This window comes from Caballeronia sp. LjRoot34, from assembly GCF_964253815.1.
In the GTDB taxonomy this organism is placed as follows: Bacteria; Pseudomonadota; Gammaproteobacteria; order Burkholderiales; family Burkholderiaceae; genus Caballeronia.
Genome location: NZ_CAXUSB020000001.1, coordinates 2474014 through 2498791 on the forward strand (window position 1 = coordinate 2474014; position 24778 = coordinate 2498791).

The following is a 24778-nucleotide window of genomic DNA, read 5'->3' on the forward strand; positions in this document are numbered from 1 at the left end:
ACATGAACACGGTAACGGAACACGCGGCCATCGCAGCCGCCGATGCCCAACACGCATCCACCTACAACGCTTCGGACATCACGTTGCGGGATCGTTTGATTGAAGCGGGAATCCTGATCGATACCGGCGAAGACGGCTTGTATGGCCGCAGCCAGGTATTCGAGGACGTGATCGACCGTCTGAACAACGCGATCACCTTGTTGGGCGCCGACCAGGAAGCTGAAGTGCTGCGCTTTCCTCCCGCCATGCGCCGCCACGACTTCGAGGACAGCGAATACCTGAAGAGCTTCCCCGATCTCGCCGGCACGATCCACTCGTTCCAGGGCAATGACCGCGGTCACCATCGGCTTCTGGAAGCCCTCGAAAAGACCGTATCCGTAGGCGAGGAAGAACGCACCGACGAATGGATGGACCAGCAAAAGCCGACCCGCCTGGTCCTGACGCCAGCGGCCTGCTATCCGATCTACCCGACCATTGCGAAACGCGGCGCACTGGCCGAAGACGGTGCAACTGTCGACGTGTTTGCGTATTGCTTCCGCCATGAACCCTCCATTGATCCGGGCCGCATGCAGATGTTCCGGATGCGCGAATACGTGCGTCTCGGCAGTCCGCAGCAGGTCATGGATTTCCGGGAAAAATGGATCGAGCGGGGTTCGCTGCTCGTGAAAATGCTCGGCCTGCCGTTCGAGATCGATCTCGCCAACGACCCGTTTTTCGGCCGTGGCGGCAAGATCGTGGCCGACAGCCAGCGCGCTCAGCAACTGAAATTCGAACTGCTGATTCCGGTTGCCACGCCTGACCGGCCGACGGCATGCCTGTCGTTCAACTATCACATGGAACACTTCGGCGAGATCTGGAAGATCGCCCAGGCGGACGGTGAACTGGCGCATACCGCGTGCGTCGGTTTCGGCATGGAACGCACGACGCTTGCCCTTTTCCGGCATCACGGCCTCGATGTCAAAGCGTGGCCGGCCGATGTGCGTGAGTTCCTTTGGGGCGACACGCAGTCGCGTATCAGCGCCGGACTCGAGGCGCTGTCATGACTGCCGTCCACAGCAGCGGCATAACGGATTCCAGCCGCGAGCGCGCCCGGGTCGTGCAATTGCGCCCACCCCACATGCGCGTGCGCAAGCACCAGTCGCACTCGCTGCATCAGGGCGAACGGGTCTGGGCGGAAACAAATTGCTACGTGGATTTGTGGATCGAGTTGTTGCACGGCTATGGACTCGATCCGCGCGCGGCGCTGGCGTTTACGGTCACTCAAGACTTCGAGGGCGACCAGTTCACGTTCTTCAAGTTTCCGCTGGAGGACCTCGATAAGCTCTATGGTTTGCAGGTCCAGGAACTGGCCATCTACGATTCACTGGAAGACCGCGTGCGTACGCAGACCCAGCGCGGCCATACCGTGCTGGCTGAAGTCGATGCGTTTTACCTGCCCGATACGCGCGCCACGTCATACCGGCACGATCACACGAAGACGACCATCGGCGTGGATTACATCGATCCGCGCTCGCGCCGGCTTGGTTATTTCCACAACACCGGTTACTTCGTGCTGGAGGGCGAGGACTATGAAGGTGTGTTTCGCCGGCTGCCGGAACTCGATGGCCGTCCCGAGTTGCTGTTTCCGTACGTGGAGTTCTGCAAGCGTGCACGGCCTGCGCTGAGCGGCACGGCGCTGGCGGAAGCCTCTGCGGATCTGCTGGTTGCGCATTTGCAGCGGCGTCCGGCGCGCAATCCGATCACGCAATGGCGGGCGGCTTTTCCCGAGCATCTCGAGATGCTGTTCGAGCGTGGCCCGGAGCATTTCCACCTATACACTTTCAACGTCATGCGGCAACTCGGCTCGAACTTCGAGTTCATGTCGAGATACCTTGTCTGGGTGCGCGAGCGTGGTTTCGCGATTCCCGAGGCGATGCCGATTGCAGCGCAACGTATTGCGACCGAGTCGATGGTGATGCAGTTCCGGCTGGTGCGAGCGATTGCTCGTGGTCGGCGGGACCCCTGTCATGAGTGTTTCGATGTGCTGGAAGAGTCCTACGAGAAAATTGTGGAACCGCTTGCGGCGTTGATACGTTAAGGGCTGGGTTTCGTTCGCACTCGGGGTTGGGGGCCGGCGGACGGGTGGTTGTTTGGTTGGTTGGTGCTTTCGGCGTTAGTGGTCAGGGGTCTATGCCGGGTTGGTCGGTTTGGGGTTAGTGGCCGGGGTCAATGCCGGGTTGCTGCTTTCAGCCTTAGTGGTCTGCCTGAGTCGGATATTCTCTTTATCACTATTAGCCACTGTGCGTGGCGGCACGTCATTTCTTTGTCCAAAGCGACAAAGAAACGAAGCAAAGAAAACGCTTTCAACCACGCTACCCTAAGTGTCCACAGCGTGCAGTTTTCATTCATAGGTGCCCCAAAAGCACGGTGCTCGCCAGAGCGGAGGATGTTTGAACCCCTCCTTCTCGCGAATCCTGACACGAACACGCTTCGCCCCGTACGCTCTCGGGCAAGCACCATTGCTAAGGAATCCAAATTTCCTCACACGTATTTACGGTCGCGGCTTTTTTGGTGGGTTAACTCCCCGGTCTACGCGGCCATATTCGTGCGTCACAGCCTGATGCGGATTTACTACTTCAGTTTTGGTGAGTTTGCTGCACGGCCTAGACAGTTATTTTCGTTGGATACCGCCTTACGTATTTTGGGGCTTCGTTTCCAGGCGGGTTGGCTACGTGGTTCGAGGCGCGTGCACATTTGGTGGTTGGTCGTCCGCGGATAGCGCGGGGTGCTCCTTGGGCAGGTTCAATCACTGGTGGCGAAGCGTGTGGGTATCGGTGTTCGGAGAAGGAGGGTTTCACACATCCGTGGCTCTGGCGAGCACCGTGCTTTTGGGGCACCTATGAATGAAAACTGCACGCTGTGGACACTTAGGGTAGCGTGGTTGAAAGCGTTTTCTTTGCTTCGTTTCTTTGTCGCTTTGGACAAAGTTAGTATGACTTCCGTGAGCAGTAAGGGCTGGCCCCCGTGACAGAGCTAAAACACGCGGGTTAGCATAGCGCCAGAGCCGTAACAGTGAGGGCGAACCCGTCACTCATAGGTTTTGTTTCCAACACGGAGGCCAGCATGCAAAACGATATCACGTTATTTGTCGGACTGGATGTTCACAAAGACTCGATTACAGTTGCCTACGCGCTGGGCAGCGGCGAAGTCGAAGTGCTCGGCAAGATCGGCACGCGCTCTCGCGATATTGATCAGTTATGCAAAAAGCTTCAATCCAAGGCTCGCCACGTAAAAATCGTTTATGAAGCCGGTCCTCTGGGCTATGACCTGCAGCGCCGCCTCGCTGCCAAAGGCTTCGAGTGCATGGTGTGCGCCCCCTCGCTGATCCCGCGCAAAGCCGGCGATCGCGTGAAGACCGACCGCCGCGACGCGCTCAAGCTCGTGCGCTCACTGCGCGCGGGCGACCTCAGCGCAGTGCATGTGCCCACCGTCGAAGACGAAGCGTTTCGCGATCTTGCGCGTGTCTGGGCCAGTACGCGCGATGCCCTCAAACGCGCCCGCCAAGCGTTAAAATCGTTCCTGCTCGCCCACGCCGTGCGATACGCGGGCACGGCGAACTGGGGGCCGGCGCATCGACGCTGGATCAGCAAGTTCTCGTTCGGCAACGCATGGCAGGACCTCGCCTTCACCGAGTTGCGCCGCGCGATCGAAGACCGGTTTACGCAGTGCGAGCGGCTTGAGTCGGCCTTGCGCGAAGCGGTGCCGCAGTGGCGCTTTTATCCCGCCGTGCTCGCCCTGCAAACCATGCGCGGCATCAAGTTCACCACCGCCGTTGGCTTGCTCTCGGAGATCGTCGATGTGACGCGCTTTGCCCATCCTCGGCAGTTGATGGCGTGGCTGGGCATAACGCCTTCAGAATACTCGTCGGGGGGCAGCCGGCGCCAGGGCAGCATCACCAAGACGGGCAATTCGCTTGCGCGAAAGTTGCTGATCGAGGCCGCCTGGAGTTATCGGCATACGGCCCGCGTGAGTCCCGAAATTCAGCAGCGTCATGAGGGCGTGCCCAAGGTGATTATCGATCGCGCCTGGGACGCGCAGTTGCGTCTGTGTGGGCGCTTTAGAAGAATGGTGGCGAAGGGCAAACTCAAAAACGTGGCGGTCGTCGCGATCGCTCGCGAACTCGCCGGGTTTATCTGGGACATCGCCCGTCTGGGCATGGAGCAGGCGATCAACAAGTCCAGAGCGGCTGTCTAAACCAGCAAAAAACAGTTTTGCAATCATCGAAAAGGCAGTTTCCTGAAGGCGGCGTAGCCCGGCATCAGAGTTACCCGCGGCATTTCTTTGCAACGGCTTATCAACGGTTCACGCCGACTTGCGCACAAAGTTAGCGGCAGGCTCACGAGACGGATCACTGTAATGCGGTAACCAACCCGCGAATATCAGATTGATTCACCGTCGAGTGTTACTGCTACGCCGCCCTCAGGAAATTGTAGGAAGAGAAAAGATGACCACAGCTAAAAACACCTGTTGACACGGAAAGTCATATCAGAAATGACGTGCCGCCACGCACAGTGGCTAATAGTGATAAAGAGAAAATCCAACTCTCGCAGACCACTAACCCTGAAAGCAGCAACCCGGCATAGACCCCGACCGCTAACCCCAGAATCGACCACCCCGGCATAGACCCCTGACCACTAACGCCGAAAGCACCAACCAACCACCCGACTAACAACCACCCGGCCCCTCGCCCCCCCAACCCCGAGTGCGAACGAAACCCACTACACCATTCGAGGAAACCGCCATGAGCGTCCCGTCGCCCGGTGCCAGTGCTTCGCCGTCCGCTTTTTTTCCACGCCTGTTGTCCGAGGGCTGGGAGTGCCTCACCACGCGCGCGGGCGCTTATGCCACGCCCGCTGCATTGAGCGCTGACGAACGGCTCGCCGGATGGCTCGCCGCACCCGTGCCCGGCACGGTCGCATCGGCATGGCGAGACGCCGGCAAGCTCGATCTCGAGTCCCCCCCGACATTCGCTTTTGATGACCACTGGTATCGACTGGTCCTATGCGAAAAAGGGCAGCGCCGCCTGCGCATGCACGGACTTGCAACACTTTCGGAAGTCTGGCTCGACAATACAAAACTGCTCGATTCCGATTCGATGTTCGTCGCGCACGATCTCGACCTGCATCTGGATGGCAATGCCACGCTCTATCTCTGCTTTCGTTCGCTGAGTGCCGCGCTCGCAGCCAAACGCACCCGCGCACGCTGGCGGCCAAGGCTCGCTCAACCGGCCACACTGCGCAACGTACGCACGACCCTGCTCGGCCACATGCCCGGCTGGTGCCCGCCAATACAAGCGGTGGGTCCATGGCGGCCGGTGGAATTACTTGGTGAGTCAGCCACGTCGATCGATCGTGTGGACCTGCATTCAAGCCTCGACGGCAACGACGGCCTGATTCACCTGACGCTCCGGTTTGTCCATCCGCAACCTGAACAGACCGCACGACTTGTTTGCAACGATGCATCAATAACGCTGCAATGGCGCGATACGCAAACGCTTGCGGGAACCTTGCGCGTTCCCGATGTGCCGCGCTGGTGGCCACATACGCATGGCGAACCCGCCTTGCATCGCGTGGCGCTCGAGTTTGCTGACAGTGAAGTGATCGAGCTTGGGCGCATCGGCTTCAGGGAACTGCGCGTAGACCGCGGCCCGTTGGGCGATGGCTTTCAGCTAGTGGTGAACGGCGTGCCTGTTTTTGCGCGCGGCGCATGCTGGACGCACGCGGATCTCGTGTCGCTCAGCGGTTCGCGTGAACAGGCGCAAACGTTTTTCCAGCTCGCCCGCGACGCCGGCATGAACCTCTTGCGCGTGGGCGGCACGATGCTCTATGAGTCCGATGCCTTCTATGGATTGGCGGATGAATACGGACTTTTGATCTGGCAAGATTTTGCATTTGCGAATTTCGACTATCCGACGGATGCCGCCTTCACGGCCAGTGTCCAGCACGAAGCCGAACAATTCCTGTCGCGCACAAGGCGCTTCGTTTCGCTTGCCGTGCTCTGCGGCGGCAGTGAAGCCGATCAGCAAGGCGCCATGCTTGGCCTGCCGCCCGAACTGCGCACGCAAACGTTGTTCACGCAGCAGTTACCGTCGATCGTGGCGGCGCTGCGGCCCGATGTGCCTTACGTGATGAACTCGCCGAGCATACCCACTGGAAACGCTGGAGACACTGGAGACGCCGGGGTCACCGCGTGGCCCTTCGCCGCGCGCGCCGGCGTCACGCATTACTACGGCGTGGGCGCTTACCAGCGGCCGCTCGAAGACGCCCGCCGCGCGAACGTCCGGTTCGCCAGCGAATGCCTAGCGTTCGCCAACGTCCCCGACGATGTCGCGCTCAACACCGTGCCGCTCGCATCGAAGCCGCATGAGCCCCGCTGGAAAGCCGCCGTGCCGCGAGACCCCGGCGCAGGCTGGGACTTCGACGACGTGCGCGAGTACTACCTGCGCACGCTCTACCAGGTCGATCCCGCCCGCCTCCGATACGAAGACCCCGAGCGATATCTCGACCTGTCGCGCGCGGTTGTGGCCGAGGTCATGACCGAAGTCTTCTCGGAATGGCGCCGCCATGGCTCGTCGTGCGCCGGCGGGATCGTCTGGCAGTTGCAGGACCTGAGGCCGGGCGCGGGCTGGGGTGTAATCGACGCCCTGGGAGCGCCCAAAAGCGCCTGGCACGGCCTCGCGCAGGTTTTGCACCCCGTAGCAGCCCTCATCACCGACGAGGGCCTTGATGGCCTCGATGTGCATTTGGTCAATGAAACCGCTGTGGCTATCGACGCCCACCTCGAACTCGCGTGTCTTCGTGACGGCGCAACGAAAGTGGCCAGCGCGTCGAGGGACGTGACACTCGCGGCGCGCAGTACAGCGCGCGTTCAGGCCTCTGACCTGCTCGGCCAGTTCTTCGATTTCACCTACGCGTACAGATTCGGTCCTCGTGCCCACGATGCCACCGTGATTACCTTGCGAGACAAGGTTAGCGGCACCGTGCTCTCAGAAGCATTCCACTTCCCCGAGCGCGCCTGCACGCAGCGCCACGAACTCGGACTCGAGGTTCGCGTGGAACAAACCAGCAATGAGAACTGGGAGCTGGTAGTGAGCGCCAAACGTTTGGCACGCTGGGTTCATATCGTCGATCCGCACTATCGCGCGACGCTCGACTGGTTCCATCTGGCACCCGGCCGCGAACGCCGGATCGCGCTGGTTGGTCGCCAGCGCAACACTTCTCATCCGCCAGAAGGTGAGGTTCGTGCACTCAACGCAACGTTTTCAATTCAGTACCAGCGAAATTAGAAGGCCATGCTGAGCAAGGCAGCATGCGTTCCATCACGCCGTGCAAGCGTGTCAAGCGGCGCTGCGAAGCAAATGCGTTCGCTAGCGCACCAAGTCGATGGAACAGTTCTGAATCAATTTCAAAACAACCGACGAATGGTGCCTCGCCCCCTCAACGCACAAGCCCCCGGGGTCGCGTTGCACGTCCGGAAAAAAACTCTAACGGGCCACCAGCAAGGCATTGCGCAGACAAAAGCGTGCGCTGCATCAATCGCATCAATAGCGCCTGTCTACTGACGCCATGTTCAAGAGTGAAACAAAAATATCCATCTGCGGATTCGCGCTCACCCCGCTTGAAGCACGACGCCATGATGGCATTGAGATAGCGCATTGCTGGCACGGTCCTCGCTAAATGAGTCTCGCAGCACCGGCACCGTCGAAAAACGAATTCAACTAAATGACGATGCCGGGTTGCTTACGGGGCTGGTCGCGACACGTTTCGATGGATGCCGTCAGATGCATCCACGAAACGAATCGCTGACCGGTAAATAACAAGTAAGGCGCAATGCGCAAAGTTACGAGAGAAGAACATCATGCTGACCCTTCAGTCCGACCTGCACGGCAATCATTTGTTGGGTGCGCTTCCCGCACACGAATGGCAAGCCCTCACGCCGCATCTTGAACTGGTTCAACTTCGCACCGACCAATTGCTGTGCGATTCGGGACAACGTATTCATCACGTGTATTTCCCCACCACCGCCATCATCTCCCTTCTGCATACGATGGAAGACGGCGGTTCGGTAGAGATCGCAGCAGTCGGCCGTGAAGGCATGACCGGCGTGCCGGTACTGACTGGCGGCGAAACCATGCCGACGCGTGTCCAGGTGCAATGCCCGGGCTTCGCTTATCGCATGAGCGCATCCGCACTGCGTGAACAGTTTGGCCGCTCTGACTTCCTGCGCCGCCTGATGCTGCTGTACATGCAAGCCCTCCTCACGCAAGTTGCGCAGACGGCGGCATGCAATCGCCACCACTCGCTCAGCAAGCAACTGTGCCGCTGGCTTCTCATCGAAATCGATCGCACCACGTCGAATCAATTGCAAGTCACGCAACAGTTGATTGCCGACATGCTGGGCGTGCGTCGTGAAGGCGTGACAGAAGCTGCAGGCAAGCTTCATGACGCCGGCCTGATCCATCACAGCCGTGGTTGCATCAAGGTCCTGGATCGCGAAGGCCTCGAGTCGCGTGCATGCGAATGCTACGGCATCGTCAAGCGTGAATTCGACCGGCTGCTGCCGCGTCTGCATCAGGCTGAAGCGGTTCACTGAACACGGGACATGGTGCAGGAGTGAAGGAGCCAGGCCATGGCCTCAAGTGTTCGGCGCTTGTGTCTCGATGCGACCCTTGGGCGCTATTGGCGAATCGGCCTCGTTGTTCGGCGTGTCTGGATCGTTCGGATGGACCGCAGGTTCGGTGGAATTTCCCGTATTGCAGAAGCACGCGAAACGGACTTCCCCCGCAGCAGTTCATCGTCGTTCCGGCCGACCCCGTGCTCTCCCCTTCCTGCAATCGTGATCGTGCGCCTGATGTTGGCGGTGGCGCCGATGACGTTCTCCAGACAACCCGGCCTGCTGCGTTCGACTTTGCATCGACCCGCACTGGCACGCTCGCATTCGTTGAAGGCGCTTTCATCATTTCGTCTCTCGAGTCGCGCATGCTGAATTGCCGATTATCTGAACAGCATTTGAATCGAAGAGCTGCGCGCATGATTGATCTCGCGACGCGCCACGATAAAGTTTCTGCTTCACGAGTTTCTGCTTCACGTAGTAAGCGAGATGTTCAGGAGTCCCGCGTCAAGTACATCCAGCACGCGGTCTCACGCAGAAAGTATTTGTGTGAAGTAAGACCCGGACGTGCGCAAGCGCACTTACCGACCCTGCCGATAACGCCACGATGTCATATCGAACGGCCAGATGCGCGCCTCCGCCTTGACCTTCATGGCCGGCAAGTGCGAGCAGCCCGGACGATATAAGCGGTGAGAAGAAATGAAGCGAGGCTGTAGAGCAACATAGTCAATACAGATTTTTTTCGAAGGTACGTGGATCTCCTGCCGCGCGCCTTTCAACCTGTGGTTCTTCCTGTGTGAATACCCGTCCGATAGTCAGACGGGGAGCGTTAGCTGTTGTCACGAGTGGTTGCCGCGATGGGTGGACCGGGGAAGAAACCCAGTCGCGAGTAACGCCGGGACCAGAGCTGCGAAGGCGCTCATGTCATGCACGGGAAGCACCCCCTACGCGCACTGCGCGGTGACAGGCAGGAGACTTTGCGCTGAGGAGATTCAGCGTATCCGTAACGCGAGGACTACTAATATGAACATCAAACTACTCGTATCACTGCTGGCTGGCGCGACCTTCACAGCATCGCTTACCGGTTGCGCGATTGCGCCCGGACCGTATCTCGACACCGACCGGCTGGACCAGACGCCGTCACCGGAAAGCGTCGCCCAGGCGAACGTGAAGTATCACGTCCAGCCTATTGACGTCACCTACTTCGAGACCCATCCGCGCATGGGCGATGCAACGCTTGCGAGCGTATGTCCGCTGACCTGTCTCACCAGGGACACGCGCAAGCTGTACGCGTATCACGTTGGCGTGAACGACCAGATCAGCGTCACGGTATGGGATCACCCTGAATTCAGCTCAGCCGGCATCTCGGCGAGCACGGGGGCGGCGGGCTTACCGCCGCTGCCCTCGGCGTCACCCGGCGGCACGGCAGCGAGCGGCGGCGCGCCTATTGGCGCGGCCGGCGGCACTGGCGGCACGAGCGCCCCCGAAGCCGGCGGCGTGACCGTGCGCGTGGCCAATGACGGCACCATTTTCTTTCCGCGCGTAGGCCGTGTACAAGCAGTTGGCAAGACCGCTGAGGAACTGCAAGAGGCCCTGACCAAAGGTCTTTCGAAGACCATTCGCAATCCGCAGCTCGACGTTCGCATAACCGGCTTCTATAGCAAGCAGGTCCAGGTCACCGGCGACCTGAAGCAACCTTCGTCGCAGCCGATCACCGACGTGCCGCTGTCCGTCATCGATGCCATCAACCGCTCGGGTGGAGCGAATCCCGATGCCGACCTGCAGAATGTCGGCATCACGCGCGACGGTCATCGTTATGCAGTCGATGTAGCCGCCCTGCTCGATCGCGGCGATATCCAGCAGAATGTGTTGCTGCAGGATGACGACATCATCGACGTACCGGATCGCACCAAGAGCCGGGTGTTCGTGCTTGGTGAACTGGCGAAGCCGCAGACCATACCGATGAACCGCGGTCATTTGACGCTCGCCGACGCCCTCGCCAATGCCAACAGCATCGACCCGCACTCTGCCGATCCGCGCATGATCTATGTGATCCGTGGTTCGGACCAGCAGTTCGCGAAAGGCGGCATGCTCAAGACGTCGGCCATTACCTCCGCCGATGGAAGCATGGCGCCGGCTGCGCGGCCGCTCGATCTTAGTGTGTACAAACTGGACATGACGCAAGTGGACGCGCTGATGCTGATGACGCAATTCGACTTGCATCCGCGCGACGTGGTCTATGTGCAGGTTGCCAGCGCTGCTCGTTTCAACCGCGTGCTCGAGCAGATCTCGCCGACCATCCAGACCCTGTTCTACACCATACAAACCACCCGCTGACACGAGTGTCACTTGTTACGCCTGGAGTGCGACATGAGTACTTATGAAATGCTGGAACATTCGCCCACGCCGGCCAAGGACGAAGAGTTCGTCCTGCGTGATCTGGTGCGGATGATTGTGGACCAGATCTGGTGGGTGCTGGGCATTGCGTTCAGCATCCTGCTGGCCGCCGTCCTGTACGCGAAGATGTCAACGCCCGTCTATTCGGCAGATGCGCTGGTGCAGGTGGAAACACCCAGCCCCAACTCACCCAACAGCGCCCAGGCATCGCTTGCCGCGGCGCTGATGCCGAGTGCGGGTTCGCTGCATGCCGACGCCGAGATCGAGATCATCAAGAGCCGCGCCGTGATCGACCCGGTGGTCGAACAGTTCAAGCTGAACTTCGGCACGTCCTCGAACGTCATGCCGGTGATTGGCCGGGTGACGTCGTTGTTCGCGCATAACGGTCGTCCCCTTCCCGCCCTGTTCGGCTTCGATTCATACGCCTGGGGCGGTGAAGAGTTCAAGGTGGACTCGGTGGACGTGCCGAGCATCTTGCAGGACCAGCGCCTTACGTTGCGTGCGCTTGGAGAAGGCCGCTTCGAGCTGCTCGATGCAGAGAATCACGAACTGCTCAAAGGCGAAGCCGGTACCCTCGCGACAGGCAACGGCGTCACGCTGATGGTGAGTCAACTGGTTGCGCGTCCCGGCACCGAGTTCTTCGTCACGCGTGCCTCGCAGCTTGAAGCCGTGCAGGCCTTTGGTGCCGGCATGCAGGTCGGAGAGAAAGGCAAGGACACGGGCATTGTGCAGATTTCGTATAGCGGCGCGCAGCCGATCTTCATTACGGAAGTGGCGAATGCAGTGGCTGCTTCCTATCTGAAGCAGCGTACGGAGCGTGCGCAGGAAGAAGCGAACCGCATGCTGACCTTCCTGAACAACGAACTGCCGCGAGTACGTGATGAATTGCGCGCCAGCGAAACCGCGTTGGCGCAATATCAGACCGCCGCCGGATCATTCCAGCCCACCCAGGAAGCGCAGACGTATCTCTCCGGTGGACTTGACTATGAACGCCAGATCGCCGCGTTGCGGATGCAGCGTGTGCAGCTACTGCAGCGCTTTACCGATGGGGCTGACGAAGTCCATGCAATTGATGCGCAACTCGCCGCGCTCAATGTAGAGAAGTCGCGCTTCGAGAACCAGTTCAAGACGTTGCCGGGGTCGGAGCGTCAGGCTGTTTCGCTGCAACGTGAAGCGAAGGTCAACTCCGAAATCTATGTTGCCCTGCTGAACAAGACCCAGGAGTTGTCGATCAGCCGTGCGGGGACGGTGGGCAATGTACATATCATCGATATGGCGCTTGTACCCTCGCAGCCCGTCAAGCCCAAGGCCGCGTTGATCATTGCCGCGGGTGGTTTGCTCGGGGTGATCGCGGGGGTTGTGTTTGCCTTTGTACGACGTGCATTTTTTGCGGGTGTGGACGATCCGGATCTGGTTGAACGCCGCTTTAACTTGCCGATCTTCGGCGCCATTCCGTTCAGTGCCGAGCAAGCCCGGCTTGATCGTGCGCGGCTTGATCGTCCGGTTGCGCTGCCTTCGACGAAAGGGACGGCGAGTGGCATCAAGCGATTGGGTACGCAGTCGGTGGGCGATGGACTTGGTTCGACGCTTGGTCTTTCTGCGAAAACGCCCGTGGCAATGGCGCTTCAGAACGCGACCGTTTTGCCGGCTTCACGCAGTGCCACGCAGCCTTTGCTTTCCACGACCCATCCGTTCGATACATCGATTGAAGGGCTTCGCGGGCTTAGGGCGACGCTGCAATTTGCGCTTGTCGATGCGCCTAACCGGGTGATTGCCATTACGAGTCCGGCGCCGTCCGATGGCAAGAGTTTCCTGTCTGCCAATCTTGCTGCGCTGCTCGCGGAGTCCGGCAAGCGGGTGCTGCTTATCGATGCGGATCTGCGTCGGGGGCGACTAGCTCAGTATCTCGGGCGGTCTTCACATGGTGGGCTTACTGAGTTGCTCACCGGGCAGACGGACTTCGAGATGGCTGCTCGCGAGACAGGCGTGCAGGGGTTGCACTTCATTGGTTCGGGTGCTCATCCGCCTAACCCGTCGGAGATTCTGACGTCAGCACGGTTTGCTTCGCTGTTGCAGGCTTTTGAGAAGCAGTTTGACCTGGTCATTGTTGATACGCCGCCGTTGCTTGCGGTGCCGGATGCGGCTGTTATTGCCAGTTTGGCTGGGTCTACCGTACTGGTTATGCGTTCGGGTGCTCACTCGGAAAAGAATATCGCCGATTCGTTGAAGAAGCTTAAGCGAGCGCACGCCAGGGTTGTGGGTGGGGTGTTGAATGCCATGCCGGCCAAGAGTGGTGGTCGCAAGGGCACTTATGATTATGCTTACGCTTATACGTATACCAGCGATCCGCTCGCTGCCGACGTCAAGCATTGAAGGTTGTTCGGGGGAGATGTTTTGGTTCTGTGAGATGAGATAGCCAGTAAGGCTGCCAGTGTTTTTGACGCCCGCGCAAGCGGGCGTTATTTTTTATTCGCACTGGGTTATTCGCTCGCGCCGGTGGACGGGGTAGGTGTTGGGGAGTTTGTGGATAGTGGTCGGGGTTGATGTCGGGGTGCTAGGTTCCAGGGTTAGCGGTCGGGGTCTATGCCGGGTTGGTGCTTTCGGCCGTGGTGGTCTGCGAGAGTCGGATTTTCTCTTTATCACTATTAGCCACTGTGCGTGGCGGCACGTCATTTCTTTGTCCAAAGCGACAAAGAAACGAAGCAAAGAAAACGCTTTTAAACCACGCTACCCTAAGTGTCCACAGCGTGCAGTTTTGATTCATAGGTGCCCCAAAAGCACGGTGCTCGCCAGAGCCACGGATGTGTGAACCCCTCCTTCTCGCGAATCCTGACATGAACACGCTTCGCCACCAGTGCTCTCGGGCAAGCACGAGCGCCCATGGATCAGTTCCGCCTGACGCGCATCTGTTGCTTCATTTCTTAATGCGTCAACCATGGCTCGATCCGCACCTAAGGTGCGCGTGCGTCCTCTCAGATATTTATTAGCCTTCCTATCTTTTTAAAAAAATAAAAACTATGAGATCAATCTTGATCTGCTAGGAATTTTGGGTATTCAGGGGGATTTATGAGATGCGGGGACGTGAAATGCATGGAGGTGGTGACTATGCGATTCGAATTATTTTGTTCGGGCGTGGTACGCGCGCAGCGCGGGGTGCCCCTTGGGCAGGTTCAATCACTGGTGGCGAAGCGTGTGGGTATCGGTGTTCGGGGAAAGAGGGGTTCACACATCCTCCGCTCTGGCGAGCACCGTGCTTTTGGGGCACCTATGTCTAGAGCGGGTTGGCTACGAGCTTCGTCGCGTGCACATATTCGGCAGGAGGTTGTCCGCGGATAGCGCGGGGTGAACCTCGGGCAGGTTCAATCACTGGTGGCGAAGCGTGTGGGTATCCGTGTTCGGAGAAGGAGGGTTTCAAACATCCTCCGCTCTGGCGAGCACCGTGCTTTTGGGGCACCTATGAATGAAAACTGCACGCTGTGGACACTTAGGGTAGCGTGGTTGAAAGCGTTTTCTTTGCTTCGTTTCTTTGTCGCTTTGGACAAAGTTAGTATGACTTCCGTGAGCAGTAAGGGCTGGCCCCCGTGGCAGAGCTAAAACACGCGGGTTAGCATAGTGCCAGAGCCGTAACAGTGAGGGCGAACCCGTCACTCATAGGTTTTGTTTCCAACCCGGAGGCCAGCATGCAAAACGATATCACGTTATTTGTCGGACTGGATGTTCACAAAGACTCGATTACAGTTGCCTACGCGCTGGGCAGCGGCGAAGTCGAAGTGCTCGGCAAGATCGGCACGCGCTCTCGCGATATTGATCAGTTATGCAAAAAGCTTCAATCCAAGGCTCGCCACGTAAAAATCGTTTATGAAGCCGGTCCTCTGGGCTATGACCTGCAGCGCCGCCTCGCTGCCAAAGGCTTCGAGTGCATGGTGTGCGCCCCCTCGCTGATCCCGCGCAAAGCCGGCGATCGCGTGAAGACCGACCGCCGCGACGCGCTCAAGCTCGTGCGCTCACTGCGCGCGGGCGACCTCAGCGCCGTGCATGTGCCCACCGTCGAAGACGAAGCATTTCGCGATCTTGCGCGTGTCTGGGCCAGTACGCGCGATGCCCTCAAACGCGCCCGCCAAGCGTTAAAATCGTTCCTGCTCGCCCACGCCGTGCGATACGCGGGCACGGCGAACTGGGGACCGGCGCATCGACGCTGGATCAGCAAGTTCTCGTTCGGCAACGCATGGCAGGACCTCGCCTTCACCGAGTTGCGCCGCGCGATCGAAGACCGGTTTGCGCAGTGCGAGCGGCTTGAGTCGGCCTTGCGCGAAGCGGTGCCGCAGTGGCGCTTTTATCCCGCCGTGCTCGCCCTGCAAACCATGCGCGGCATCAAGTTCACCACCGCCGTTGGCTTGCTCTCGGAGATCGTCGATGTGACGCGCTTTGCCCATCCTCGGCAGTTGATGGCGTGGCTGGGCATAACGCCTTCAGAATACTCGTCGGGGGGCAGCCGGCGCCAGGGCAGCATCACCAAGACGGGCAATTCGCTTGCGCGAAAGTTGCTGATCGAGGCCGCCTGGAGTTATCGGCATACGGCCCGGGTGAGTCCCGAGATTCAGCAGCGTCATGAGGGCGTGCCCAAGGTGATTATCGATCGCGCCTGGGACGCGCAGTTGCGTCTGTGTGGGCGCTTTAGAAGAATGGTGGCGAAGGGCAAACTCAAAAACGTGGCGGTCGTCGCGATCGCTCGCGAACTCGCCGGGTTTATCTGGGACATCGCCCGTCTGGGCATGGAGCAGGCGATCAACAACTCCAGAGCGGCTGTCTAAACCAGCAAAAAACAGTTTTGCAATCATCGAAAAGGCAGTTTCCTGAAGGCGGCGTAGCCCGGCATCAGAGTTACCCGCGGCATTTCTTTGCAACGGCTTATCAACGGTTCACGCCGACTTGCGCACAAAGTTAGCGGCAGGCTCACGAGACGGATCACTGTAATGCGGTAACCAACCCGCGAATATCAGATTGATTCACCGTCGAGTGTTACTGCTACGCCGCCCTCAGGAAATTGTAGGAAGAGAAAAGATGACCACAGCTAAAAACACCTGTTGACACGGAAAGTCATATCAGAAATGACGTGCCGCCACGCACAGTGGCTAACAGTGATAAAGAGAAAATCCGACTCTCGCAGACCACTAACACCGAAAGCAGCAACCCGGCATTGCCCCCGACCACTAACACCAGAACCGACCACCCCAGCATCAACCCCGACCACTACACCCGAAACCACCAACACCCAAACCCGTCCACCGGCGCGAGCGAAAAACTTAGCGCGAGCGAAGAATCACCGCCCTAAGCGGCCTTAACATACGCCGGCGGCATGACGCTCGTCAGCTCGCTTTCCCGGCTAGGACCGGCCTTGGCCATCGCGTTCAACACCTCAACAATAAACCGTCGACGGAAATCAGCAGCACCAAACCGCTCAGCATTCCTGCGGCACGCAGCAACCGTAAAGGCATGCGAACAATCCTCGAACCGCTCCACCGCATCACACAACGCCGCCGATGTCTGGGTCATGAAATGCAACCCCGTCGCCCCTGGCGATCCAAGCGGCACCACCGACTCCAGCGCCCCACCCTTGCCATAAGCAATCACCGGCGTGCCACATGCCTGAGCCTCCACTATGGCAATGCCGAAATCCTCTTCCGCGGCATACACAAACGCCTTGGCGCGTTGCATATGATCCTTCAAGACCTCGAACGACTGATACCCCAAAATACTCACATTAGGCGTTGCCTTCGACCTCACCAGATCCATCTGCGGGCCATCGCCAATCACCACCAGCTTGCGATCAGGCATGGAAGCAAACGCTTCCACAATCATATCGATACGCTTGTAAGGCACCATCCGCGAAGCGGTCAAATAGAAGTCGCCCTTCTTGTCACCCACCTCGAATGCCTGGACATCAACCGGCGGTGCAATGACCGCCGCTTCACGCCTATAGCTCTTCATGATCCGGCGAGCCACGAACTGCGAATTCGCAATCATGCGGTCCACACCGTTAGCCGAGCGCGCGTCCCAGTTGCGCAGGTAATGCAGCAACATGCGCGCAGCCCATGACCGCGGTCCATGCTCAAGACGCGCCTCACGCAAATACTGATGTTGCAAGTCCCACGCGTATCGAATGGGTGAATGCACATAACTCACATGGGTCTGGTCAGGCCCGACCAGCACGCCCTTCGCTACCGCATGCGAACTAGAGAGCACAAGGTCATAGCCGGACAAGTCGAACTGTTCGATAGCAAGCGGCATCAGCGGCAAATACCCCCGATACTTTTTCTTCGCGTAGGGAAGCCCCTGAATGAAGGACGTCTTCACTGGCTTGTTGTGAACAATGGAGCGGTCTTCGAGGAAGTCCACCAGACTGAAGATATCTGCCTGCGGAAAGCACGCAATCATCTGCTCCAGCACCTTCTCCGCGCCGCCAGACACCACCAGCCAGTCGTGAACAATAGCCACTTTCATGATGAAACCCGTCTGCTGCAGCCTTTGCTGCGATGAAGCGAGTTTAAAGATAGTCACTGCACGCTTTCGTGCGCATGCCCACACACTTCGCCCATCGCATTGCGAATAATGAGCGCTGTGTCCGCTTGCCCACGGTCGGTACCTTCATCCGCTCAGGGTTTGCCCATCGTTCATTCGACTATTCGCAACGCCCTGTCACCGATGCCAACAAAATCCGCAGCCAGCTTATCAATTCCATCCACCACGCTGCTGCGTGATAAAGGCCCGGCAACGGCCACCAACACACGCGAATCCGCCCCGCAACGCGCGGATACCACCACTGCGTCGTTATCGAAGAAAGAGCCTCGTATCCTCTTCATCGACCAGAGCGGGCAGCTCGGCGGCGCCGAGATCTGCCTGCTGCCGCTAGCCATTCAATGCACCCGACGCAGCGAAGTCCTGTTGCTATCGGACGGACCGTTTCGCGAACGGCTCCAGGCTGAAGGCGTGCGGGTATCGGTAGACACGGACGCGCGTATCTCAAACATCAAGAAGGACCGCATGCGGTTCGCCGCACTGGCCACATTGCCGGGTATCGTGCGCCAGGTGCGCTCCATTGCGGCCCGCGCGAAGTCCTTCGATATCGTGTTCCTCAACACGCAAAAGGCCTTGATTCTGGGTGCATTTGGCCGCGTACTGCATCGCAAGCCTACGGTCTGGCATGTGCACGATATCGTCTCGCGCGACCACTTCGGCCGCCTGCATCTGCTGCTGATCAAGTGGGCCGTGAAGATCGGCGTCGATCATCTGATCGCTAATTCGCGTGCCTCCGCCGATGCGCTCATCGAACTCACCGGCCTGCCGCCCAGCGCGGTACCTGTCGTGCACAACGGCGTGGACATGGCGCGTTTTCGTGGCAACACAGCGCAAGCGGCGGCGCCAATGGACCAGCGCCGCGCGTCACTCGGCCTTCCCGTCGACGCCTTTCTCGTCGGCTTGTTCGGTCGCTTCACTGCATGGAAGGGTCAGCACGTAGCACTTGATGCGATTGCACGCGTGCCACACGCTCATCTAGTTCTTGTCGGCAATGCACTCTTCGGCGAGACCGACTATGCACAGGGTCTAAGGGCGCAAGCGAAAGCGCTTGGCATTGAAGAGCGTGTGCACTTCGCGGGTTTTCAACACGATGTAGCGTCATGGATGAACGTGATGAACGTGGTCGTGCATGCGTCCACGCAACCGGAACCGTTCGGCCTTGTAATCATTGAAGCAATGGCCGCAGGCAAACCCGTGATCGCCTCTAACGGAGGCGCAGTGCCCGAAATACTGAGGGATCGCGAGAACGGGTTGATCGTCGAACCGGCCAATGCACCCGAGCTCGCGGATGCAATCAGCACGTTGCAGCGTGAACCCGAGCTGGCGGTGCGTCTTGCTGCCCAAGGTCGTGCCGATGCAGGCGAGCACTTCTCTATCGAACGATATCTACGCCAGATGACACGTGCGCTTTTCGACATTGCAGCACCGGCGGCTAAGGCCGAAGCCGAAGCCGATGTGAACCTGGCGAAGCATCGCTAACTGAAATGCCAATGCTAAGGCAAAGACCGAAACACACGCAAAGGAAAATTGAACCAAACGGTTAAAGATTGAAAAATCCCGGTACATGAAATGCCCGGCTTTTCGATAACTGCTTGCCTGACTGCTTCAACGCTTGCTTAGATTGCGCGGCATGACGAGTTGGATCTCGTACAGGGCGGCAAGCATCGCCAGGTAAGCGCGTTCACTTTCAGCTTCCTGGACCGACATCCCCTTGCAGGTCTGTCCACCCATGATCATGCCAAGGCACAACGCGTAGTTGCCTGCGAATGCCGTGGGTGATGGCTCTACGTGCTTGAGCCGCGAGTAAGACGCGTCGAGCGTCTTGCGAAGATTGATTTGCATCACCGAACTCCCTTAATTGTTAAGACCTTTGACGTCGCGCCCACGCATCAGCGGCTATACAAGCTATTACGCTTTCTAACGCAGACAAAATGTTCGCGGTCGCGCAATCGGGTGGGCTTAGAGCGCGTTGCTCTAGGGACTGGCTTATTTTGACCGACTGCCTGTTCTTCTCGATCGGAGATATCTTACTAAACGCATACAATATAGAAATGATCTGTTCAGGGGATCTGCGCCTGAAGCCGCAATCAGGCGGGCTTCCTCGACGCATCAAAAAAAACGCGGCAGGCCTGACGGCCCTCCGCGTTTTTTTAGAACTTACCGTAGGCCTTAGCGCTGCGTGTAATCGATCCGCTCCACACCACCGGGGGTTCCGAGCAAACATACATTCGCCCCGCGCGCCGCGAACAAGCCCACCGTCACCACGCCCGGCCATGCATTGAGTTGTGCCTCAAGCGCGAGCGGATCGGTGATCTTCAGCGTCTTCACGTCGATGATCTCGTTGCCGTTGTCGGTAATAAACGGCGAGCCGTCCTGCGTCACCCGCAGCACCGGAACACCGCCCAATGCCGTGATGCGCCGGCCGATCGCCGTGCGCGCCATCGGCACGACTTCAATGGGCAACGGGAACGTCCCAAGCACCTCGACGCGCTTGCTTGCGTCCGCGATACAGACAAACACGTCCGCCACCGACGCCACGATCTTCTCGCGGGTAAGCGCCCCGCCGCCGCCCTTGATCATCGCACCGTGCGGGTCGATTTCGTCGGCGCCGTCCACATACACAGGCAACGATTCGATCTCGTTCAACTCCAGCACCTTGAAACCATGCGCTTCGAGCCGCGCGGTCGTGGCAAGCGAGCTCGATACCGCCCCGCGATACCGCGACTTCGTACTGGCAATGGCATCGATAAAACAATTAGCCGTCGAGCCCGTGCCGACGCCGATCACCGCGCCTTCGGGTACGTTGGCGTGGACATAGGCGGCCGCTTCGGCGGCGACCAGTTGCTTCAGTTCGTCTTGGGTCATGGCGAGGGTGACAGCGTAAAAGGGGAAACCTCAATTCTAGCTGAGCGGAGCCATGCAGCGTTTTCGCTGCAGCGGCGGCGCCGTCCGCTCAGACGTGCATGAAAAACCCGAGCGGATTATGCGTGCGCGCTACCGATGCAATAAACGCGAACACGATGATTGCCAACAGACCGAACACCGCTCGCGTGCCCTTCGTACGACCGCGTTTGAGCGCGAGCGTACCCAGCACGATATACACGATCAACCCGACAATCTTCGCCGACAGCCACGCCGCGTTCGGTCCAAAGCCGATGATTCCCACCAGCCCGATTGCGCTCACCAACAGCAACGTATCCACGATATGCGGCACGATCTTCACCGCGCGTTTTTGCAGCAGCGGCGATTCACGCAGCATCCAGATGGTGCGAATGACAAAGCCCAGGATGCTGAGCGCCGCGCAGGTCATATGCACGGAGCGCAGCGGCAGATAAAGATCGGACATGGGCGCGAAGTGCCTTTAAGGGAAGTATTTATCGAGCAACGCGGCCGCGATTGAATCGGTCTCCGCATCGGGGTTGCCCGCGTAATCAGCGGGGCGAAAGTGCATCTGGAATGCGGCAATCACGCGGCGGGTCTTGTCGTCGAGCACGCCGTCGGTGGCGACGTCATAGCCGTATCGCTGAAGTTTTTGCTGCAGGGAGGCCACGTCGACCAGCGACTTGGGATCGCGTCCGGCGAGATGTTGTGCCACCGTCGCGTCATCGGGCCACGCGCCAATACCGTTGTCGTAAAGCGTGCGCCAGGGGAATGCGGGGCCCGGATCTGTCTTGCGTTGCGGCGCAATGTCACTATGGCCCACCACGCGCGTGGGCGGAATCTTGTAGCGCGTGACAATGTCCTTCGCGAGCTTCACGAGCGCATCGACCTGCGCTGGCGGATACGGTTGCCAGGTGCGTCCTTGCGGCGTATCAACAGGACCCACGTTGACGTTTTCAATGCCTATCGACGCGGCGTTCAGTTCCGTCGTTCCCTGCCATTCACTTTGGCCTGCATGCCAAGCCCGCTCTGATTCCGGTACGAGCTGATAGACCACCGGTTCACCGTTCTTGACCGGTGGATCATCGGGCACGACGTAGTGCACGCTGACGTCGTCACCCGTCAGGACTGCGAGCGATCGCGCTTCGTCGCCTCGCGTGTAATGCATGACGAGAAAGCGCACACGCGAGTCGACGCCGGACGCATGATAACGCGTGTCGGCAATGTAGGCGCCGCGATTGATCTCAGTGTTGGAGCACGCTGCAAGCAGCGCACAAATAGCCGAGATCAAAATTATCTTCTGACGGCTTTGTAGTCCGACAAGACTACCCAGGACAATTCTCACGTCGCGCACCGCTTACTCCAGAAAGAATCGATAATGAAAGTCGTCAATGTCAGGGGCTTCGTGGCGGCGGAAATTCTCCCACTCGCGCTTTCGAGCAGTCTTCCTGAATGGCGAATTTAGACCGTATATCCGAATAGTCTCGACGACCCTTTCGCTATCAATCTGTTCGGCCTCGGGTGCAGGCTCAAGCTCGCCGTTTCGGTAGTTGCAGATAAAGTACCTTGAGAAGGTGTAAAGCTCGTCATCCGGCTTCAGCAGTCGTTCGTCAAAATGCTCCCGCTTGTTCGCCTGACACTTGTCGCAGCACGGAAATAGGTTTTGCCATGCGTATGCAAGCTCGGGAAACTTGCTTTTGGGACGAAAATGCTCGACCGTAGCGCGACTTTCCAGATCAACAGGACCATCGCAAAACGCGCAATGATTCCGTGTCATCGCAAAGAGCTCGCCACGCATTGATGCGTAACATTTCTTTCCACGCCATGTAAAGCGCGTCGTGGGAGTGTCTCGACGCTGAGTCAGGAAAGTCTCAGTCCACCGTGCAGCGTTGATCGACAAACAATGCGGCGCGTCCGGCCGTGAAAGCTTACGCAAGGCGTACCTCGATTCCCGTGCGCCTTGACGCTTGGCGGAGTTCCGTCTCAACAATTACGCGAACCTCCTCACTTTTCTCTACTAACGACTGCGCACTTATGAGAAGTCGTGCGGCGTTTTTGCTGGTTAGAAAGGCGTCTCGCTCAACGTAAAATTGGTCGAACAAAGCCTCGGTATCAACGTCAAACTCCTGGTCAATACCGAACACTTCTTCAAGAATCAAACGATAGCTTTTCCCCGCGCCAGATGGGATCGGCTCAATCAATCGACCTTCTTGTTTACCCTTTTCCGGCAAGCGGTAAACCCACGCGTCGTCTACAGAAGCAACGACGAACGGCGAATGTGTCGAAACAAAAATTTGCGCGTTGGGCAACATCTTCTGGATGGCGGGGAGAATCCTTCTTTGCCACGCCGGATGTAGATGAACATCGATTTCATCTAAAAACAGAATAATGTTCTGCTCGAACATGTCGCGATCTTCCGTCCATGGGACCGATTCAATCCGGATGGTCAGATCCGCGACCCATGAAATGATCGATTTCAATCCGTCGGGCAAGGTATCGAATGGAATGACCGATCCATTGATGGAAGCCACGACGGCAATCGGCGAGCGACGCAGTCGGAACTCTATATCTAGATCACATACGTCCTTGAGTAATTGGCTTATTTTGCCCAATGTTCGGTCGTATGTAGCGGCAACCTCCTCTTCGCCATCCGAGCGAGCTAAAGCCGCTTGAGCTCGGTTGTTCGCGATCCATTGGACCAGAACGCCTGGACGAACCGTCGCGTCGAATGAAAGTGCGTTTTCGAATGGAGAGTTTGCGATTTGTTGAATCGCACCGACTTGCACATCCGTCAAGGTCCGTTGACCTGAGTAGGCGAACGCGGCAAATGGAATTCGTATTGCCCCGAGCGACGCAGTTGGCTGGAACGACTCTTGAAAGTCTTTGACTGACGCCAACGGCACAGATGCACCCCCACTCCCAAATGCCTTTGGCAAAGCGGACGTCGATAATGCGAAATACCAACTGCGGTTCGCATTGTTTATCCAAGCTTGCGCTGTCCCGAATTCTGTCTCGATGGACGGTCCCGCCGCTCGGAACAGGGCACCATATTGCCCCCACCAACCATCCGCAGAAAATGCAACTGAACTGTCAGCCGACCGGAACCGCTTTCTTATCAAGCCGGCGCCGAAGAGGGGTTTGTCAAATATCTCAGCCAACGCATATAACAGCGTGCTCTTCCCGCACCCATTTGGTCCGGTGAACAAATGGATTTCCGCCTTCGTACGTGGCTCGGTTGTAACGCTCGCAGGAAAGTCGATCCGAACATCATCGAAGACGCCGACTTCTTTCAGTGCCACCGACGTTAATCGGAATTCTTCCATTTCGCTCTCACATTTTCGCGGCCAACTGCGCGTACCTCGTTGGCGCCTGCGCATATACCCGCGTCATGACTTTCTAAAATCAAGCCTCGACGTCCCACCATCACGCCCTATCATCGCAAAGACTTACTTCTTCAACGACCGTTGCCGCACCGCTTCGAACAAACAAATCCCGCTCGCCACCGACACATTCAGACTCTCTACGCTGCCTGCCATCGGGATCTTCATGATCTCGTCGCAGGTCTCGCCGGTGAGGCGTCGCATGCCCTCGCCTTCCGCGCCGACAACAATCGCCACCGGACCATCGAGCTTCGTCTCATAGACGCTCGCCGTGGCATCACCCGATGTGCCGATCACCCACACGCCCGCATCCTTCAACTCGCGTAACGCACGCGCCAGATTCGTGACCGTGATGTACGGCACGGTTTCAGCGGCGCCGCTCGCGACCTTCGCGGCAGTTGCGTTCAGCCCGGCCGAACGATCGCGCGGGGCGATCACCGCATGCGCGCCGGCGGCATCGGCCACACGCAAACACGCGCCGAGGTTATGCGGATCAGTCACGCCATCCAGCACCAGCAGCAACGGCGTACCGCTGACGCCATCGAGCAGTTCCGCCAGGTTCTGCGCGAGCGGCATGTCGGTCGCGCGCGCCACCACGCCTTGATGGCCGACGTTGCCCGACAGGCCCCACAGGCGCGCTTCGTCGGCGGCGATCAGGCGGATGCCCGCTTCCTTGGCTGTGCGCAGGAAATCCGTCATGCGCCGGTCCTTGCGGGTCGGATCGTAGAGAATTTCTTCGATCGTCGATGCGTCGGCGCGAACCCGTGCGGTCACCGCGTGAAAACCATACAAAACTTTGAGACGTGACATGACTGGACCAGACCGTATTCAAACAAAACAAAATGGAAACGCGGCCCGGTGCATGATGCATCGGGCCGCGCATTTCAAACTGAGGC

18 protein-coding genes are annotated in these 24778 nt (G+C 58.6%); 10 read left to right on the forward strand and 8 right to left on the reverse strand.

All coding sequences use genetic code 11. The features are described 5' to 3' along the window. Window positions 1–2 precede the first annotated feature (2 nt). The 9 genes from ACSQ36_RS11035 to ACSQ36_RS11075 all read left to right on the forward strand — a co-directional run bounded on the left by ACSQ36_RS11035 (window position 3) and on the right by ACSQ36_RS11075 (window position 15857). Window positions 3–1043, forward strand: coding sequence for an amino acid--[acyl-carrier-protein] ligase (locus ACSQ36_RS11035; protein ID WP_213761565.1), 1041 nt, complete (start codon window positions 3–5; stop codon window positions 1041–1043). A gap of 74 nt (window positions 1044–1117) precedes the next feature. Then, window positions 1118–2077, forward strand: a complete 960-nt coding sequence (locus tag ACSQ36_RS11040; RefSeq protein WP_255631123.1) for a DUF1839 family protein — start codon at window positions 1118–1120, stop codon at window positions 2075–2077. A 1025-nt stretch (window positions 2078–3102) separates the two neighbouring features. Next, window positions 3103–4233, forward strand: coding sequence for an IS110 family transposase (locus ACSQ36_RS11045; RefSeq protein WP_436181324.1), 1131 nt, complete (start codon window positions 3103–3105; stop codon window positions 4231–4233). Between the two features lie 547 nt (window positions 4234–4780). After that, window positions 4781–7324, forward strand: a complete 2544-nt coding sequence (locus ACSQ36_RS11050; RefSeq protein WP_436181926.1) for a glycosyl hydrolase 2 galactose-binding domain-containing protein — start codon at window positions 4781–4783, stop codon at window positions 7322–7324. 572 nt (window positions 7325–7896) lie between these two features. Next, entirely contained in the window at window positions 7897–8631 is a 735-nt protein-coding gene (locus ACSQ36_RS11055; RefSeq protein ID WP_213761568.1) for a Crp/Fnr family transcriptional regulator, read from the forward strand. 36 nt (window positions 8632–8667) lie between these two features. Beyond that, window positions 8668–9024: a hypothetical protein gene (locus ACSQ36_RS11060; RefSeq protein ID WP_436181927.1), complete on the forward strand. Its 357-nt coding sequence runs from the start codon at window positions 8668–8670 to the stop codon at window positions 9022–9024. A 648-nt stretch (window positions 9025–9672) separates the two neighbouring features. Then, window positions 9673–10986, forward strand: a complete 1314-nt coding sequence (locus tag ACSQ36_RS11065) for a polysaccharide biosynthesis/export family protein (protein WP_436181928.1) — start codon at window positions 9673–9675, stop codon at window positions 10984–10986. A gap of 33 nt (window positions 10987–11019) precedes the next feature. Then, a complete protein-coding gene (locus ACSQ36_RS11070) occupies window positions 11020–13419 on the forward strand; it encodes a polysaccharide biosynthesis tyrosine autokinase (RefSeq protein ID WP_436181929.1) in 2400 nt (799 codons plus the stop codon). Between the two features lie 1307 nt (window positions 13420–14726). Then, on the forward strand, window positions 14727–15857 hold the full coding sequence (locus ACSQ36_RS11075) for an IS110 family transposase (RefSeq protein WP_436180774.1): 1131 nt from the start codon (window positions 14727–14729) through the stop codon (window positions 15855–15857). A 517-nt stretch (window positions 15858–16374) separates the two neighbouring features. On the opposite strand, the gene ACSQ36_RS11080 is transcribed toward ACSQ36_RS11075, so the two are convergent. Continuing rightward, complete coding sequence (locus tag ACSQ36_RS11080; RefSeq protein ID WP_436183156.1) at window positions 16375–17547, reverse strand: glycosyltransferase family 4 protein; 1173 nt, start codon at window positions 17545–17547, stop codon at window positions 16375–16377. 201 nt (window positions 17548–17748) lie between these two features. Between ACSQ36_RS11080 and ACSQ36_RS11085 the strand changes: the two genes are divergently transcribed. After that, window positions 17749–19101 (forward strand): glycosyltransferase family 4 protein, encoded by a 1353-nt coding sequence (locus ACSQ36_RS11085; protein WP_436181930.1) that lies wholly within the window; start codon window positions 17749–17751, stop codon window positions 19099–19101. A 126-nt stretch (window positions 19102–19227) separates the two neighbouring features. On the opposite strand, the gene ACSQ36_RS11090 is transcribed toward ACSQ36_RS11085, so the two are convergent. The 7 genes from ACSQ36_RS11090 to rlmB form a co-directional block, all read right to left on the reverse strand. Next, the gene (locus ACSQ36_RS11090; protein ID WP_436181931.1) at window positions 19228–19464 is read right to left on the reverse strand and encodes a hypothetical protein; all 237 of its coding nucleotides are present in this window, start codon (window positions 19462–19464) and stop codon (window positions 19228–19230) included. A 327-nt stretch (window positions 19465–19791) separates the two neighbouring features. Then, a complete protein-coding gene (gene rpiA, locus ACSQ36_RS11095; protein ID WP_213761573.1) occupies window positions 19792–20487 on the reverse strand; it encodes a ribose-5-phosphate isomerase RpiA in 696 nt (231 codons plus the stop codon). An 88-nt stretch (window positions 20488–20575) separates the two neighbouring features. After that, window positions 20576–20968, reverse strand: a complete 393-nt coding sequence (locus ACSQ36_RS11100) for a SirB2 family protein (RefSeq protein ID WP_436181932.1) — start codon at window positions 20966–20968, stop codon at window positions 20576–20578. Window positions 20969–20983: 15 nt separating this feature from the next. Then, window positions 20984–21799 carry an N-acetylmuramoyl-L-alanine amidase gene (locus ACSQ36_RS11105; RefSeq protein WP_436183157.1) on the reverse strand — a complete coding sequence of 272 codons (816 nt, stop codon included), beginning with the start codon at window positions 21797–21799 and terminating at the stop codon, window positions 20984–20986. A gap of 60 nt (window positions 21800–21859) precedes the next feature. Then, window positions 21860–22300, reverse strand: coding sequence for an HNH endonuclease (locus tag ACSQ36_RS11110; protein ID WP_436181933.1), 441 nt, complete (start codon window positions 22298–22300; stop codon window positions 21860–21862). A 130-nt stretch (window positions 22301–22430) separates the two neighbouring features. After that, the gene (locus ACSQ36_RS11115; RefSeq protein WP_436181934.1) at window positions 22431–23825 is read right to left on the reverse strand and encodes an AAA family ATPase; all 1395 of its coding nucleotides are present in this window, start codon (window positions 23823–23825) and stop codon (window positions 22431–22433) included. Between the two features lie 123 nt (window positions 23826–23948). Continuing rightward, window positions 23949–24692, reverse strand: coding sequence for a 23S rRNA (guanosine(2251)-2'-O)-methyltransferase RlmB (gene rlmB, locus ACSQ36_RS11120; protein WP_158934421.1), 744 nt, complete (start codon window positions 24690–24692; stop codon window positions 23949–23951). Between the last annotated feature and the right edge of the window lie 86 nt (window positions 24693–24778).